This is a genomic window from Citreimonas salinaria (assembly GCF_900107235.1).
In the GTDB taxonomy this organism is placed as follows: Bacteria; Pseudomonadota; Alphaproteobacteria; order Rhodobacterales; family Rhodobacteraceae; genus Citreimonas; species Citreimonas salinaria.
Window position 1 is genome coordinate 290,299 of record NZ_FNPF01000001.1, and the last position, 15,015, is coordinate 305,313.

The following is a 15,015-nucleotide window of genomic DNA, read 5'->3' on the forward strand; positions in this document are numbered from 1 at the left end:
CGGAAAGCTGCCGCGACTCGCAGGGAGGCGGGCCAACTTCGGGGTTTTTCGACGCTCCCGTGCCCAATGTGCCACAGACCGCACGATGTCTTGCGGCACGTCAGTCGCGCGTCGAGATAAACTCGACATTGCCCTCGTGGATCAGGGCGGCTGTCAATCGCCCGGTTACATAAGCGCCGGTGTCGATGGAAATTCGCCCGTCCCGCGCCTCGGGTCGTTCGACGATGGTGTGGCCATGCACCACCCACACGCCATCGTCGCGCACCTTCGCCTGAAAGTCGGGGTGACCCCAGAGCAGGTTTCGGCGCGGCTGTCCGGCGACGGGAAGCGAGGGATCGGCGCCAGCATGCGTGACGGCCACGTTGCCCGACTGCCATGAAGCGGGAAGATTCCCGAGCCACTGGATCAGGTCATCGCCCATCGCCTCGGCCAGCTGGTCGCGCAGATCGGTCATCGTGGTCTCGGGCTGTTTGCGGACGCTGTAGCTTTGCAACGTCTGCAGACCGCCGAACGCCAGCCAGCGGTCGCCCTGCCCTTCGGGATTCTGAAGGAACCGGGTCATCATCTCTTCATGGTTGCCGGCCAGGCAGACGAAGTCCTGCGGGTAGAGCGTGTTGACGTGATGCAGCCAGCCCAGCACCTCGGCAGACCGCTCTCCGCGATCGACATAGTCGCCGACGCAGACCACCATCGGATCGTCGGAAATCTCCTCGATCCGATTGAGGATCCGTTCCATCCCGACATAGTCGCCGTGGATGTCCCCGATGGCGAAAAACGCCCGGTCCGGCGCGATAGGCGCATCGAACACCGCGGGCCGCAGGCTTTGAAACATGGATCGCAGCGAGAACATGAACCCGTTTCGCCCGGATTCCCCGGCTTATCAAGTGTCAAGCCGGGGAAAATGCGGCAAATGCGGCCGGTTCGGGCGCTGACCATACGCGTCGGACCCGGGTCCCAGATTCCACTATCGCGCGGCTTCTGAGATTGCGCGCACCACGCGCTGCAGGTGATGCCGGTCGACGGGCTTTTGCAGGGTTGGCGTATCTTTGAACTCGTCCGTCAGCCCCGCGACCCCGTAACCCGTCACGAAGGCAAACGGGAGTTGCCTGGCCCGAAGGAGACGCGCGACGGGGAAAGAGGTCTCGCTCGCGAGGTTGATGTCCAGCAGGGCAAAGTCGAGCGTCTCGCGAGCGGCCAGTTCGGCAGCCCGCTTCAACCGCATCGCCGGACCGACCACCTCGAAGCCCAGTTCGACAAGCAAGTCCTCCATCTCCATCGCGATCAGCATCTCGTCCTCGACGAGGAGGACTCTACGGGGGCGCGTCGGCAAGATCGGGTTGCTCCTTGAGGGTGTCCAGCGGCGACGACATCGTGAAAACGAACCCGTCGGGCGCGTAATCCAGTTTCACGTCCGCTTCCAGCTCTGCTGTCAAACCTCTCTCGATGAGATGCGTTCCGAATCCCGAGCGTGTCGGGTCGGCAACCGGAGGGCCGCCGCGCTCGCGCCAACGGAACCGGAACCCTGCCGGCGGGCCGGGATCGACGCTCCATTCGATCTCGACCTTGCCGCACTCGTTGCTGAAGGCTCCGTGCTTTGCCGCGTTCGTGGCAAGTTCGTGAAGCGCCAGCGCAAACGCCAGTGCAGCCCGCGGACCGAGGGGCACGGAGGGACCGGAGATCGACACCCGACTGCCGTGAGGGTCCGCGTAGGGCTCGAGTATCTCGCGGACCACGGTGGCCAGTTCGGTGCCTTCCCAGTTCTCGCGAGTCAGCAGGTTCTGGGCGCGGGACAGCGCGATCACCCGCGCACTGAGGGCCTCGCCGGCCTCTTCCAGGGTCGACGCACTGCGCATGGTCCGGACGATGATCGCCTGCACGGTGGCCAGCGTGTTCTTCAGTCGGTGGTTGAGCTCGTTCATCAGAAGGCGCAGGCGCAGGTCGGCGCGAACGCGCTCGGTCACGTCATGGCCCTCGACGAAGATGCCGCTGGTCTGTCCATTCGCGTCGAGGATCGGCTGATACACGAAATCGACGAAACGCTCTTCCTCGGGCGCGCCGGGTTCGTGCTGGAGAGCAAGCCCAACCGCATGGCCGGTATAGGCCTTGCCGGTCGTGTAGACCTCGTCCAGAAGTTCGGAGAAGCCTTGGTTGATTAGCTCGGGGAGCGCGCCGAGCACCGGCTTTCCCTCGACCTCTCGGTGACCGATGAGCTTTGAATACGCCGGGTTGGTCAGCCTGAACACGTGGTCCGGCCCGTCCAGCAAGGCCATGAAGCCCGGCGCCTGCTCGAACAATTGTTGCAGGCGCTCGTTTTCCGACGCCAGGCGCCGCTCGGCCAGCACCGTTGCGGTCGTTTCTTGGCACGCGCAGAACATGCCACCAACCCCGCCGGATTCGTCGCGCACCGGCGAATACGAAAACGTGTACCAGGTGTCTTCCGGGTAGCCGTGCCGCTCCATCACCAGATGGAGGTTCTCGTGGAAGGTCGCCCGCCCCGCCAGGGCCTGCTGCACGATGGGCTCGATGTCCTCCCAGATCTCGGGCCAGACGTCCGCGAAGGGCCGGCCCAGCGCTTCGGGGTGCTTGGTGCCCAGAATCGGCCGGTAGGCGTCGTTGTACAGAAAGGCCAGATCCGCCCCCCACGCGATGAACATGGGATAGAGCGAATTGAGCATGAGGCTGACGGCCGTTCTCAGCGATTGCGGCCAACCTTCTGGCGGCCCGAGCGGGAAATCCGTCCAGTCATTCGCCCGGATCAGGCTGCCGATCTCTCCTCCGCCGGATAAGAACGCCGTCTCGGCGGGCTCGTTGCTCATCGGTTCTGCTCCGTGCTTCTCGTGCGTGAACCAATCCGCTTGCCTTGGGCAGAGGCCACATCGCTACCAGTTTCGCGCCTTTTTCATTCCTGACACGCTCGCGCGCAGGTGTCGATGGCGCACCTATGTTGCGGCGCGGCGCATGTCCACGACAGCATATGGTGTGAACGATTACAAGAAAGGCACCCGGTGCCGTCAAAACGCGCCCTCGCGGCCGCGGCCTTGAACTCCGTACTCCATCGGGACGACGGTCTCGGGGAAGTTCAAGTGGTGCCGGTGATAGGACTCGAACCTACGACCCCATCATTACGAATGACGTGCTCTACCAGCTGAGCTACACCGGCCCGGTGCGCGGCCTCTTAGCACCCGATCCCGACAAGGAAAAGCGCTATTTCACCCTTGCCCGCTCGGAATCCGGCTCGACCACGGTGGCGGCCGCGGGTTCGTCGGCCATCTCGGCGTCGACGATGTCGGCTTCTTCGTCGGTGCCCGCCGTGGTCGCCTCGGTCGTGGCCGCCGGACCGGGTTCGGCAACCGGCTTTTCAAGCGCGCCGACGATCAGCGGCAGCATGTCGGCGCCGGCCGGCAGAACGACTTCCGATTGTGCCGGAGTCGTCCATTCCAGCGAATCGAACGCACCGCAATTCGAGCACAGCGGCGCCCAGTCGCCGTGAATCGTGTGGCAGTTCCCGCAGACCCATTGCGGGCCGCGCGAGGCGGTAAGAGCCTTGGCGAGCCAGCCGCGCACCACGGCGTCGGACGCGCCCTCGCCGCGTTCGATCGCGGCCATGACGGCCAGGACGCGTGCATCGGGCTCGTGCTCGGCCATCGGCCCCAATGCGCGCCGGGCGGCGGGGAAATCTTCGGCCGAAAGCGCCAGTTCGGCGCGCAGCAGGCGGGTCTCGCGGTGTTCGGGGTTGATCGAGGTCAGCGTTCCGAACCGGCGCACGCGGTCGGACGGAGACTCGCCCGGCTCGATCTCGGCGAAGGCGGCGGCCAGGTCGGGATGCGGATGCGCGGCCCAAGCCTTCTTCAGGACCTTGACGGCGTAGCGCTTGTTGCCCTGCGCGATGTAGGCGCGCGCGGCCATCGCCGCCGCCGGAATCAGGTCGGGCGACGCCTTGTTGGCGCGGATCGCCGCGTCGTTGGCGTCGCCGTGCTTGCCTTCCGCGTCCAGCGCCTGCGCGCTCGACAGCGCCAGCACCGCGTCGCGCCGGCGATAGACATCGCGCGGCAGCGCGCCCTGTTTCAGTTTCTCGGCCAGCGTCGCGCGCGCGCCGGCATAATCGGCCTTTTCCGCCTGCAGGCGCAGCAGCGTGTCCTGCACCTCGACATGGCGCGGCTTGATCGCGAAGGCGCGCTCGGCCAGCTTCAGCGCGGTGTCGGTGTCGCCCGCAGCCAGCTTCTGCTTCATCAGGCCCCGGATGCCGACGAACCGGGTCTCGTCCCGCGTCACCAGCCGCTTGTAGACCTCTTCGGCCTTCCTGCGGTCGCCGGTCATTTCGGCCGCCTGGGCGGTCACGAGGTCGGTCAGCTCCGGGCGGTGCAGGTACTTCTCGGCGCGCGACGCCTTGGCCATCGCCAGCCGCCCCTCGCCCGAGGCAAGCGCCATGATCCCCTCGGACAGCGCCTGGTAGCCCTTGCGCTCGCGGTTGCGGTCGAAATAGCGCGACAGGGCCGTTTCGTCGCCGTTGATGAAGCGCAGCAGCGCCACCAGCAGGCCCGCGATCTTGAAGGCGATGTAGACGAGGACGACCAGCACCAGCAGCGCGATCACCGATTGCAGGGCGCCCAGCGTGTACTCGGTGCCCGCGACGGTGATCATCATCCCGCCCGGGCTTTCCATCAGGAAGCCCGCGGCAAGGGTCAGCGCCGCGACCAGGACGACGAAAACGACGATCTTGAGAAGTGACCAGAGCATATTCAGATCCTCGTTATTCGTTCAGTTCGCGGGAAAGGCCCGAAGCGGCGTCCAGCGCCTCGGCCCGTGTGCGGGCCATCGCTACCCAGTCGGCCATCTCGGCCTGCGCGGGTTCGGGCAGTTTCTCGATTTCGGCCAAGGCCTGTTCCAGATTGCCGCGTCGCACGGCGGCCTCGGCCCGGCTGAGGATCGCATCGGCGTCGTCGCCAAGCTGCGGCGTGACCGATCGCGCGCCCAGCTGGTTGCGGAGAAACGCGCGCACGCCGCCGGCCGTGTCCTCCTCGACGCGCGCGGCGCGCAGCGCGTCGCGGGCGGCGTCGGGGTATTCGGCCACCAGTTGCGCCGGGGTCGGAATGCCTTCTTCGTCGACTTCGGTCAGCGCGGTGGGCACCGCCACGCCGCTTTCGAGCAATGCGTTCAGCGGCTCTTCGTAGAACCGTCCGGCCTGTAGCGCGGCGATCAACTCCGCCAGCGTGGCACGCTGTTCTGCCAGCTGTGCCTGACGCGCCGCGCTTTCCTCGGATTGCCGCGCGGTCTGGGCGATGGATTCTATCTCGGCGCGGCTTCGCTCGACCTCGGCGCGCTGCGCTTCGAGACTATCACGCAGGCTCGCCAGTTCGCTTTCATATGCGGCGATCGCCTCGGGCGAGACCGCCTGCTCCATCGGCTGCTTCTCGAGCTGGGTCATCCGGGCCTCGAGCGCGTCCAGTCGTTCGATCAGCGTTTGCTGGCCCTCTGCCAGCGTGTCGATTCGCGGCACCAGAGCGTCGACCGCCCCGACGACGGAATCCACGTCGATCTGGTCGAGCGCCCCCTGCATTTCCTGTAGCCGCTCGTCCAGCCCGGCGACGCGCTCGTCCTGCTGCGTCAGGCGGCTCTCGGTCTCGGCGATGAAGGGGTCGGGTTCGGGCGCGGGCATGAAGGGCAGGCCGCCCTCGCCGTAACGCGCCGCGGCAAAGCCCAGCGCGGCGGCCACGATCCCGCCCAGCACCATGGGCACGAAGCCGCCCTTGTGCTTGACCACGGTTTCGCGGACCGGGACCGGATCGCCGAGGGCGGCCGCCGGCGTCGCCTCGGGGGGCAGACTATCGTCGCCCGCAGCCGCCAGCGGCGTGTCGTCCGTGGCGCCGAGCGTGTCCTCCGAGGTGTTGCGCGAGCCGCCGGCGGGCGGCAGCGTGTTGTCCCACGCACCGATCGTTTCGTCCGAGGCGCCGAGCGTGTCGGCACCAAGTGGCAGCGTGTCCTCGGCAGCGGTGTCGGCGGAAAGGTCACCGCCTAGAGCTTCGGCGCCGCGCCCCTCGGCCGGGGTGATGCCGTATTCGTCGACGGGCGCGTCGGTGCCCACGTCTCCCGGCGGTCCGTCCTCGGAATGGCGGTCGGGGCTTTCGGCGGCGGGATGCTCTCCATCGTCGATGGGCGCCAAGCCATAGGTATCGTTCGGAGCAGCGTCCTTGGCCGTTTCGTCGCCGCGGTCCGGATCGTTCTTCGACTTTGCCACCTTGCGCCACCCTTTCGAATTCCTGGTCGTGTCTTTCCGGTCGGGACAGACAGGTCCCACCGGTCTACACGCGCCCCCTGCGCGCCTCAAGTTCCCTGGCCTGCGTCACCATGGCGGCCGTGCAGGCGATCATGGCCGCCTGCTGGGGCTGCCGCGCGATGCCGGGTTTCACAATATGGCCCCCCCCTGCGGCCATGGCCACCGCCTCGCTGAAGGCGGCGACGAATATCGGCGCCTTCCTCGGCAAGCCGGCAAAAGCTGTCGCCGTTCTAGGCGAGAACAACGGAACGACGACCGGCCGGGTTCCCTGCAGCACGGCGCGCGCCTCGTCCGTGGGCGGGCAAAGCGGCTGGTCGTAGATTACCGCCTCGGTCGTGGGAACGCCCATTTCGGTCAGGCGGCAGGCGACGTCGCCGCGCGCGTGGCTGCCGCGCAGATGCACCAACGGGACGGCCGCCTCGCCCCTGCCCAGCATCGCCACCAGCGAGTCGGCATCGCCCCCGGCCGATCTGGCCCGCAGGCCCGCCTGCTCGGCGGCACGGGCGGTGGCTGATCCGACCGTGAAGGCTGTCAGCCCGGGCGAACCGCCTAATTCAGCGTAGGCCCGCACGCCGTTGGCCGAGGTGAAGATCAGTCCGGAGACGTCGCGCAGGTCCGGCAGCGGTCCGGTCACGCGCACGTCGATCAACGGCGACAGGATCGGCGTGACCGGACCGATTCCGTCCTGCCGCAACGCCTCCAGAAATGCGCGCGACGCTGATTCGGGACGGGTCAGCAACAGCAGGGTGGGCGGCGCTGGCATCCGGTTATCCTCGTCGGGCCTGATCCTTGTGAGGCGCATGCCCCGGTGGTAGCTGGAAGACATGTTCTGCGCAACGAGGCCGCGATGACCGCAACGCCGCTCATGCTTGGGCTGGAAAGCAGCTGCGACGACACCGCCGCGGCGCTGGTACGCGGGCGCGAGGTGCTCGCCTCGGTCGTGGTCGGGCAATCCGGGCTGCACGCGGCCTTCGGCGGCGTGGTCCCCGAGATCGCCGCCCGCGCCCATGCCGAGCGGCTGGACCTGTGCGTCAGCCAGGCGTTGCAGCAGGCCGGTGTGACGCTGGACGAGGTCGACGCCATCGCGGTGACGGCAGGTCCGGGGCTGATCGGCGGCGTGCTGTCGGGCGTGATGACCGCCAAGGGCCTGGCCGCCGGGACGGGCAAGCCGCTGGTCGGCGTGAACCACCTTGCGGGTCACGCCCTGACGCCGCGCCTGACTGACGATCTCGCCTTCCCCTACCTGATGCTTCTGGTCTCGGGCGGGCATTGCCAGTTCCTGGTGGTGCACGGTCCCGAGGATTTCACCCGCCTCGGCGGCACGATCGACGACGCGCCGGGCGAGGCGTTCGACAAGACCGCGCGCTTGCTGGGCCTGCCGCAACCGGGTGGCCCGGCGGTCGAGGCCGAGGCGGCGCAGGGCGATCCCGCCCGCTTCCGCTTTCCACGCCCGCTGCTGGACCGGCCCGGCTGCGATCTGTCGTTTTCGGGGCTGAAGACCGCGTTGCTGCGCGAACGCGACCGGCTGGTCGCCACACAGGGCGGGTTGTTTCGCCGCGACCGCGCGGACCTGTGCGCCGGATTCCAGGCGGCGGTGCGCGACGTACTGGCGGAAAAGACCCGGCGCGCCGTTGCGCTCTATCTAACCGAGGCACCGGCCGCGCCCGCTCTGGCGGTCGCCGGCGGCGTGGCCGCGAACGGCGCGCTGCGCGAGGCGCTGAGATCGGTCTGCGACGAGGCTGGCCTGCGCTTCACCGCACCGCCGCTGGCCCTGTGCACCGACAACGCGGCCATGATCGCCTACGCAGGAGGAGCCTTGCTGATGAACGGAACCCGGCACGACATGACGCTTGCCGCGCGCCCGCGCTGGCCGCTGGACTCGGCCGCCGCACCGCTGATCGGTTCGGGCCGCAAGGGCGCCAAGGCATGAGCGTCGCTGTCCTGGGCGGCGGCGCCTTCGGCACGGCGCTGGCGGTCTCGCTGGCGCAGAACGGGCCGGTGACACTGTGGGCGCGCGACGCGGCGGTGATCGACGAGATTGCGACCCACCGGACCTCGCCCCGGCTGCCGGGTTGCGCCCTGCCCGACGCGATCACGCCGACGACCGACCTTGCCCACGCGGCCGGGGCGGATGTGTTGCTGCTGTCGGTTCCGATGCAGGCGCTGGCCGATCTGCTGGAAATCATTCCGGTCCGGCTGGCGGGCAAGGCGCTGGTCGCCTGCAGCAAGGGGATCGAGCTGCGCACCCTCTGCGGTCCGGCCGCGGTCATCGCCCGTCATGCGCCCGACGCGATACCGGCCATCCTGACCGGCCCCAGCTTCGCCGCCGACATAGGCCGCGGCCTGCCCACGGCGCTGACGCTTGCCTGCGCCGACGCGGACACGGCCCGTTCGTTGCAGACCCGCCTGTCGACGCCGAACTTGCGGCTGTACCGCACCGCCGACACCGTCGGTGCCGAGCTGGGCGGTGCGCTGAAGAACGTGGTCGCCATCGCCTGCGGCACGGCGATCGGGCTGGGCCTTGGCGACAGCGCACGCGCCGCGCTTATGACCCGCGGCTTTTCCGAGATGCAGCGCCTCGCGGCGCATCTGGGCGCCGATCCCGACACGCTGACCGGGCTTTCCGGCATGGGCGACCTAGCGCTCACCTGCCATTCCGAGCTGTCGCGCAACTTCCGCCACGGCGCGGCGTTGGGCGCGGGCAAGCCCGTCGACGCGCGCGCCACGGTCGAGGGCGTCGCCACCGCCCGTGCGCTGGACGCGCTGGCCCGGCGAGACGGTCTGGACCTGCCGATCTGCACCGCCGTGAACGCCATAGCCGGCGGCGACACCGCCCCCGAGGACGCGATGCGCGCCCTTCTGACACGACCCCTCAAGGAGGAATGAAAGATGCTCGTTGCCCTGATGACCCATGATCGTGAGGACGCCCTGTCAATCCGCAAGGAAAACCGCGAGGCGCACCTCGCCTATATCGAGGCCACCGGCGTGGTGAACCAGGCCGGTCCGCTGCTGGACGACGACGGGCAGATGGCCGGATCGCTGATCATCCTCGAAGTGCCTGACATGGAAGCCGCGCGCGACTGGGCCGACAACGACCCCTACGCTCGCGCGGGCCTGTTCGAGAGCGTCACGCTGATCCAGTGGTATCGGGCGATCGGCGGATGAGGCACTGGCTGTTCAAGTCCGAGCCCTCCACCTGGTCGTGGGACGACCAGGTGGCCAAGGGCGCCGCGGGCGAGGAATGGGACGGCGTGCGCAACTATCAGGCACGCAACGTCATGCGCGAGATGTCCGTCGGCGATCTGGGGTTCTTCTACCACTCGCAGAAGGAGAAGGCGGTCGTCGGCATTGTCGAGGTGATCGCCGCCGCGCATCCGGATTCGACCAGCGACGATCCGCGCTGGGAATGCGTCGACATCAGGGCGGTCGAGCCGCTGCCCAAGCCGGTAACGCTGGACACGATCAAGGCGGATCCGCGCCTGTCGGAGATGGCGCTGGTGCGGCAGGCACGCCTGTCGGTGCAGCCGGTGTCGGACGCGGAGTGGAAGATCGTCTGCGGCCTCGGCGGTCTGGGCTGAGCGCTATCTCGTCGCAGGCCTCGCAGCGAAGGTGCATGCACGGCGGCTCGCACCTTAAGAATCGGCCGGCGCAGAACGCGCCGGCCGCAAATATCAGTAGCGGTAATGCTCGGGCTTGAACGGACCCTCGGGCGTGACGCCGATATAGGCCGCCTGCTCCTTCGACAGCTGGGTCAGCTTCACGCCGATGCGGCCAAGGTGCAGCCGGGCGACCTTCTCGTCCAGGTGCTTGGGCAGGATGTAAACCTGGTTCTGGTACTTCTCGCCGTTCTTCCACAGCTCGATCTGCGCCAGAACCTGGTTGGTGAACGACGCCGACATCACGAAGGACGGATGCCCGGTGGCGTTGCCGAGGTTCAGCAGACGGCCTTCGGACAGCAGGATGATCCGGTTGCCGGAGGGCATCTCGATCATGTCCACCTGTTCCTTGACGTTGGTCCACTTGTGGTTCTTCAGCGCGGCGACCTGGATCTCGTTGTCGAAGTGGCCGATGTTGCCGACAATCGCCATGTCCTTCATCTCGCGCATGTGCTCGATGCGGATGACGTCCTTGTTGCCGGTGGTGGTGATGAAGATGTCGGCGCTGCCGATCACGTCTTCCAGCAGCACGACCTCGAACCCGTCCATCGCCGCCTGAAGCGCGCAGATCGGATCGGCCTCGGTCACCTTGACGCGCGCGCCGGCGCCGGCCAGCGACGCGGCCGAGCCCTTGCCCACGTCGCCGTAGCCGCAGACCACGGCGACCTTACCCGCCATCATCGTGTCGGTGGCGCGGCGGATGCCGTCCACCAGCGATTCCTTGCAGCCGTACTTGTTGTCGAACTTCGACTTGGTGACGCTGTCGTTCACGTTGATCGCCGGGAAGGGCAGCGCGTTCTCGCGCATCAGCTGGTACAGGCGGTTGACGCCGGTCGTCGTCTCTTCGGACACGCCCTTGATCTGGTCGCGCACCTTGGTGAACCAGCCGGGGCTTTCCTTCATTCGCTTCTGGATCTGCGCCTTGATGACGGTCTCTTCCTCGGACTCGGGCACCGGGATGATGTCCTCGCCCGCCTCGGCCCGCGCGCCCATCAGCACGTAGAGCGTCGCGTCGCCGCCATCGTCCAGGATCATGTTCGGCCCGTCGGGGAACTGGAACGACTTGTCGAGGTAATCCCAGTGCTCTTCCAGCGTCTGGCCCTTGATCGCGAAGACCGGCGTGCCGCCCTCGGCGATCGCCGCCGCCGCATGGTCCTGGGTCGAGAAGATGTTGCACGACGCCCAGCGCACGTCGGCGCCCAGCGCGTTCAGCGTCTCGATCAGGACGGCGGTCTGGATCGTCATGTGCAAGCTGCCCACGATGCGCGCGCCGGCCAGCGGCTTCGCGGCACCGTATTCCTCGCGCAGGGCCATCAGACCGGGCATCTCGGTCTCGGCGATGTCCAGCTCCTTGCGGCCGTAGCCTGCCAGTGCAATATCCTTGACGATGTAATCCTTGGCCATTGGGCCGCCTCCGCATCTATACGTTCGCCGCGGGACGTAGCACCCCGATCGTCTGGTCGCAACGTGCATGGCACGGCGACCGTGACCAAAGCATGAATCGCCGCGCGGATCCCGCCCCCGCGGCTTTACATGCGGGGCCGCACTGCCTAATCCGCCGGCATCTCGCACCGCAGCATGGATGACACGAATGCCCAAACCCGCACGCGCCTGGCAACGGATGCTGTCGGGTCGCCGGCTTGACCTGCTGGACCCGACCCCGCTGGACATCGAGATCGAGGACATCGCCCACGGCCTGGCCTTCGTCGCCCGCTGGAACGGTCAGACGCGGGGCGATTTCGCCTATTCCGTCGCCGAGCATTCGCTGCTGGTGGAAACCCTTTTCGCCCGGCTGTACCCGACGGCGACCCCGGCGCAGCGCCTGACCGCGCTGCTGCACGACGCGCCCGAATACGTGATAGGGGACATGATTTCGCCCGTAAAAGCCGCCGTCGGGCCTGATTACAAGGCACTCGACAAGCGGCTGGAAGTGGCCGTGCACATCCGCTTCGGTCTGCCGGCGGAAACGCCGCCAGCGCTAAAGAAGCGCATCAAGAAGGCGGACACGGTCAGCGCCTGGATGGAGGCGACCGAGATCGCGGGTTTCACCGAGACCGAGGCGACGAAGCTGTTCGGCCGGCCGTCTGCCAATGTGATCGAAGGCCTGTCGATCCGCCTGCGCCCGCCCGTCGACGTGCGCGCCGAGTACACCGCAAGGCACGCAGCACTGCTTTCGGCGCTCTGACGGCGCGAGGGTCGCGGATCAGCGGGGGCTGCGCTTGGCGAGGATACGCTGCAGCGTGCGGCGGTGCATGTTCAGCCGCCGGGCGGTTTCGGAGACGTTGCGGTCGCAGAGCTCGTAGACCCGCTGGATGTGCTCCCATCGCACGCGGTCGGCGCTCATAGGGTTCTCGGGCGGCGGCGGCAGCCCGTCCGACTTCGCCAGCAGCGCGTTGGTGATGTCGGTCGCGTCGGCGGGTTTCGACAGATAATCCGTGGCGCCGATCTTTACCGCCGCCACGGCGGTGGCGATCGCGCCGTAGCCCGTCAGCACCACGATCCGGCTGTCCGGGCGCTTCTCGCGCAGCACTTCGACGATATCCAACCCGTTGCCGTCCTCGAGCCGCAGGTCGATCACCGCGTAGGCCGGCGGGCGGGCCTTGGCGATGGCCGAACCCCCGGCAACCGACTCCGCCGTCTCGACCGAAAAGCCGCGCTTTTCCATCGCCTTGGAAAGGCGCTTCAGGAACGGTTCGTCATCGTCGACCAACAGCAGAGACCTGTCGGCGCCCAACTCATCCACACTGTTTTCGGTCACTGGACAGGCCCTCCCCGTGGCGCCGTGACCGGATGGTAGTGTGCAGCCACAGGGTGGTCAAACCGCGGCACGCTCAGGACGCTTCGACGAAGCACGCCACCTTCTCGGCCATCTCTTCGGGCGAAGCCTCGCGCCGGAAGAACTCGACGAAGCCGTGGTCGGGAAGCATCAAATAGGTAAAGGTCGAATGATCGACCAGGTAGTATTCGTCGCCCGTGTCACGGATCGAGAAATAGGTCCGATAGGCGTCGCTGGCGACCTTCACCTGCGCCTCGGTCCCGGTCAGGGCGACCATGTCCTCGTGCATGTTGGCGGCGAAGTCGCCCAGCACCTCGGGCGTGTCGCGGTCCGGATCGACCGAGATGAAGACGGGCTGCACGTCCAGCCCCTGCTCGGCCAGCAGATCGACCGCCTGGGCGTTGCGCGCCACGTCCAGCGGGCAGACGTCGGGGCAGAAGGTATAGCCGAAATAGACCAGGCTGGGCTTGCTGAGCACGTCGGCTTCGGTGACCGTCTCGCCTTCGGTGTTCACCAGCTCGAACGGGCCGCCGATATCGCCCGGCCCGCCGGCCACCACGCTGGCGCGGCATTGGTCAAGTCCGTCGCCGCCGAAGCCCAGAAGATCGGTCAGCCAGTTCGCCTGCGCCGCCGTGGCCGTCGCCGCAAGAATTGCCGCGGCCGCAGCCGCCCGCACCCCGTATCGTCTTTCCATGCTGGCCTCGGCCGTTGTTTGGGTTAGCTTCCGACACCTAACCATCACGCACCCCGTGACAAGAGGCGAAACCGCGCACATGGCGCAGACCGACCTTGGCATCTTCAGCGAGACGCAACGCAGCAACTGGGTTCGCCTGCGCACGATGATCCTGTTGCGCTGGTTCGCGATCGTCGGGCAGCTGGCCGCGATCACGGTGGCGCAGCACCTCTACGACCTGCAGCTGGAGCTGGGGCTGTGCTACCTTGCGGTGGGCGTGTCGGTCGTTGGCAACCTGGTGGCGATCTTCGTCTTCCCGGAAAACAAGCGCCTGTCCGAGACCGAAAATTTTCTCATGGTCATGTTCGACCTGCTGCAGCTGTGCTTCCTCCTGTATCTGACGGGCGGCCTGAACAACCCCTTCTCGCTGCTGGTTCTGGGGCCGGTTACGGTGTCGGCGGCGGTCCTGACGCTGCGCTCGACGGTCATCCTGGGGATGACGGCGTTCGCGCTGGTCTCGGCCATGGTCTTCTTCCATCTGCCGCTGCGCACGTCGGACGGGGTCATCCTGCGCATCCCCGACCTGTTCGTCTTCGGTCAGTGGACGGCGATCAGCATCGCGATCCTGTTCATCTCGATCTACGCGCGCCGCATCACGCGCGAGATGCATTCCATGTCCGACGCGCTGAGCGCCACGCAGATGGCGCTGGCCCGCGCGCAGAAGTTGAACGACCTGGGCGGCGTGGTGGCCGCGGCCGCGCACGAACTGGGCACGCCGCTTGCGACGATCAAGCTGACCGCCGCCGAGCTGGCCGAGGAGCTGGCCGACCGCCCCGACCTGCACGACGACGCGCGCCTGATCCGCGACCAAGCCGACCGTTGCAGTGCAATCCTGCGGTCGATGGGCCGGACCGGCAAGGACGACCTGCACATGCGCCACGCGCCCTTGGTCGAGGTCATCCGCGAGGCCGCCGAGCCGCACCAGAACCGCGGCAAGGACATCACGATCTCCGGCGCCCCCGCGCCCGGCGGCGCGGGGGCGCAGCCGCAGATCCTGCGCCGCCCCGAGATCATCCACGGGCTTCGCAACCTGGTGCAGAACGCGGTCGATTTCGCCCGCGCCCGCATCTGGATCGAGGCGAACTGGGACGACACCAGCGTCTCGATCCGCATCATCGACGACGGGCAGGGTTTTCCGCCCGACCTGATCGGCCGCATCGGAGATCCGTTCGTGCGCCGCCGCCGCACCGAATCCGACCGTCGCGTGCGCCCGGAATACGAGGGCATGGGTCTGGGGCTGTTCATCGCCAAGACCCTGCTGGAACGATCGGGCGCCGTGCTCAGCTTCGCCAACGGCACCGATCCGGCGCTGTCGGGCGCGCAGCAAAGCGAACGCCGCGGCGCGGTGGTCGAAGTCGTCTGGCCGCGCGGGGCCATCGTGCGGGATCAGCGCGACGCCCGGGGAGCCCTGGGCGAGAACCGGCCGCTCGAGATCTGACGCGGCATGGCGGGGATAGGCACAGATCAGGGCTTAAGAGACCGTTAACCAATTCAGGCGATACCGGGTGCGGTATTGCTGGGGCACGCATTTTGCACGATTATCTGGCAGTCGCTGTTGGTTTCGGATCCGGCCTCG

At 67.5% G+C, this 15,015-nt stretch carries 15 protein-coding genes and 1 tRNA gene; 6 read left to right on the plus strand and 10 right to left on the minus strand.

The genetic code is table 11. The features are described from left to right. Nucleotides 1-100: 100 nt before the first annotated feature. The 7 genes from BLW27_RS01365 to BLW27_RS01395 form a co-directional block, all read right to left on the minus strand. The gene (locus BLW27_RS01365) at nt 101-850 is read right to left on the minus strand and encodes a metallophosphoesterase family protein (RefSeq protein ID WP_089878054.1); all 750 of its coding nucleotides are present in this window, start codon (nt 848-850) and stop codon (nt 101-103) included. A 114-nt stretch (nt 851-964) separates the two neighbouring features. Then, nucleotides 965-1,330 (minus strand): response regulator, encoded by a 366-nt coding sequence (locus tag BLW27_RS01370; RefSeq protein ID WP_281242696.1) that lies wholly within the window; start codon nt 1,328-1,330, stop codon nt 965-967. Next, the gene (locus BLW27_RS01375; protein ID WP_089878057.1) at nt 1,311-2,816 is read right to left on the minus strand and encodes a sensor histidine kinase; all 1,506 of its coding nucleotides are present in this window, start codon (nt 2,814-2,816) and stop codon (nt 1,311-1,313) included. Before BLW27_RS01375 ends, BLW27_RS01370 begins: the two co-directional genes overlap by 20 nt. Nucleotides 2,817-3,084: 268 nt before the next feature. Beyond that, a tRNA-Thr gene (locus tag BLW27_RS01380) sits at nt 3,085-3,160 on the minus strand. Nucleotides 3,161-3,204: 44 nt separating this feature from the next. Beyond that, the gene (locus BLW27_RS01385) at nt 3,205-4,737 is read right to left on the minus strand and encodes a heme biosynthesis protein HemY (protein WP_089878059.1); all 1,533 of its coding nucleotides are present in this window, start codon (nt 4,735-4,737) and stop codon (nt 3,205-3,207) included. 13 nt (nt 4,738-4,750) lie between these two features. Then, nucleotides 4,751-6,235, minus strand: a complete 1,485-nt coding sequence (locus BLW27_RS01390) for a COG4223 family protein (RefSeq protein WP_089878062.1) — start codon at nt 6,233-6,235, stop codon at nt 4,751-4,753. A 64-nt stretch (nt 6,236-6,299) separates the two neighbouring features. After that, a complete protein-coding gene (locus tag BLW27_RS01395; protein ID WP_177177794.1) occupies nt 6,300-7,037 on the minus strand; it encodes a uroporphyrinogen-III synthase in 738 nt (245 codons plus the stop codon). A gap of 84 nt (nt 7,038-7,121) precedes the next feature. Here BLW27_RS01395 and tsaD point away from each other — a divergent pair, with 84 nt between their 5' ends. From tsaD to BLW27_RS01415, 4 genes are read left to right on the plus strand one after another with little or no spacing between them, the layout of a single operon-like run. Continuing rightward, complete coding sequence (gene tsaD, locus BLW27_RS01400; RefSeq protein ID WP_089878068.1) at nt 7,122-8,204, plus strand: tRNA (adenosine(37)-N6)-threonylcarbamoyltransferase complex transferase subunit TsaD; 1,083 nt, start codon at nt 7,122-7,124, stop codon at nt 8,202-8,204. Next, on the plus strand, nt 8,201-9,160 hold the full coding sequence (locus BLW27_RS01405; RefSeq protein WP_089878071.1) for an NAD(P)H-dependent glycerol-3-phosphate dehydrogenase: 960 nt from the start codon (nt 8,201-8,203) through the stop codon (nt 9,158-9,160). Before tsaD ends, BLW27_RS01405 begins: the two co-directional genes overlap by 4 nt. Before the next feature lie 3 nt (nt 9,161-9,163). After that, nucleotides 9,164-9,439, plus strand: coding sequence for a YciI family protein (locus BLW27_RS01410; RefSeq protein ID WP_089878074.1), 276 nt, complete (start codon nt 9,164-9,166; stop codon nt 9,437-9,439). After that, the gene (locus BLW27_RS01415; protein WP_089878077.1) at nt 9,436-9,852 is read left to right on the plus strand and encodes an EVE domain-containing protein; all 417 of its coding nucleotides are present in this window, start codon (nt 9,436-9,438) and stop codon (nt 9,850-9,852) included. The genes BLW27_RS01410 and BLW27_RS01415 overlap by 4 nt, the downstream gene beginning before the upstream one ends. 93 nt (nt 9,853-9,945) lie before the next feature. Here BLW27_RS01415 and ahcY read toward each other — a convergent pair whose 3' ends face one another. Beyond that, a complete protein-coding gene (gene ahcY, locus BLW27_RS01420) occupies nt 9,946-11,334 on the minus strand; it encodes an adenosylhomocysteinase (RefSeq protein ID WP_089878081.1) in 1,389 nt (462 codons plus the stop codon). A gap of 187 nt (nt 11,335-11,521) precedes the next feature. Here ahcY and BLW27_RS01425 point away from each other — a divergent pair, with 187 nt between their 5' ends. Beyond that, nucleotides 11,522-12,115 carry an HD domain-containing protein gene (locus BLW27_RS01425; RefSeq protein WP_089878084.1) on the plus strand — a complete coding sequence of 198 codons (594 nt, stop codon included), beginning with the start codon at nt 11,522-11,524 and terminating at the stop codon, nt 12,113-12,115. 18 nt (nt 12,116-12,133) lie between these two features. Here the strand turns inward: BLW27_RS01425 and BLW27_RS01430 are convergent, their stop codons facing one another. Next, nucleotides 12,134-12,688: an ActR/PrrA/RegA family redox response regulator transcription factor gene (locus BLW27_RS01430; protein ID WP_089878087.1), complete on the minus strand. Its 555-nt coding sequence runs from the start codon at nt 12,686-12,688 to the stop codon at nt 12,134-12,136. Nucleotides 12,689-12,761: 73 nt separating this feature from the next. Then, nucleotides 12,762-13,400 (minus strand): SCO family protein, encoded by a 639-nt coding sequence (locus BLW27_RS01435; protein WP_089878090.1) that lies wholly within the window; start codon nt 13,398-13,400, stop codon nt 12,762-12,764. A gap of 79 nt (nt 13,401-13,479) precedes the next feature. Here BLW27_RS01435 and regB point away from each other — a divergent pair, with 79 nt between their 5' ends. Beyond that, nucleotides 13,480-14,877, plus strand: coding sequence for a sensor histidine kinase RegB (gene regB / locus BLW27_RS01440; protein WP_089878093.1), 1,398 nt, complete (start codon nt 13,480-13,482; stop codon nt 14,875-14,877). Nucleotides 14,878-15,015: the final 138 nt, after the last annotated feature.

Excerpts from the sequence above, each read along its gene's own strand:
- BLW27_RS01365 (WP_089878054.1), bottom strand. The coding sequence starts at position 850 with ATGTTCTCGCTGCGATCCATGTTTCAAAGCCTGCGGCCCGCGGTGTTC.
- BLW27_RS01375 (WP_089878057.1), bottom strand. The coding sequence starts at position 2,816 with ATGAGCAACGAGCCCGCCGAGACGGCGTTCTTATCCGGCGGAGGAGAG.
- BLW27_RS01385 (WP_089878059.1), bottom strand. The coding sequence starts at position 4,737 with ATGCTCTGGTCACTTCTCAAGATCGTCGTTTTCGTCGTCCTGGTCGCG.
- BLW27_RS01395 (WP_177177794.1), bottom strand. The coding sequence starts at position 7,037 with ATGCCAGCGCCGCCCACCCTGCTGTTGCTGACCCGTCCCGAATCAGCG.
- tsaD (WP_089878068.1), top strand. The coding sequence starts at position 7,122 with ATGACCGCAACGCCGCTCATGCTTGGGCTGGAAAGCAGCTGCGACGAC.
- BLW27_RS01405 (WP_089878071.1), top strand. The coding sequence starts at position 8,201 with ATGAGCGTCGCTGTCCTGGGCGGCGGCGCCTTCGGCACGGCGCTGGCG.
- BLW27_RS01410 (WP_089878074.1), top strand. The coding sequence starts at position 9,164 with ATGCTCGTTGCCCTGATGACCCATGATCGTGAGGACGCCCTGTCAATC.
- BLW27_RS01415 (WP_089878077.1), top strand. The coding sequence starts at position 9,436 with ATGAGGCACTGGCTGTTCAAGTCCGAGCCCTCCACCTGGTCGTGGGAC.
- ahcY (WP_089878081.1), bottom strand. The coding sequence starts at position 11,334 with ATGGCCAAGGATTACATCGTCAAGGATATTGCACTGGCAGGCTACGGC.
- BLW27_RS01425 (WP_089878084.1), top strand. The coding sequence starts at position 11,522 with ATGCCCAAACCCGCACGCGCCTGGCAACGGATGCTGTCGGGTCGCCGG.
- BLW27_RS01435 (WP_089878090.1), bottom strand. The coding sequence starts at position 13,400 with ATGGAAAGACGATACGGGGTGCGGGCGGCTGCGGCCGCGGCAATTCTT.
- regB (WP_089878093.1), top strand. The coding sequence starts at position 13,480 with ATGGCGCAGACCGACCTTGGCATCTTCAGCGAGACGCAACGCAGCAAC.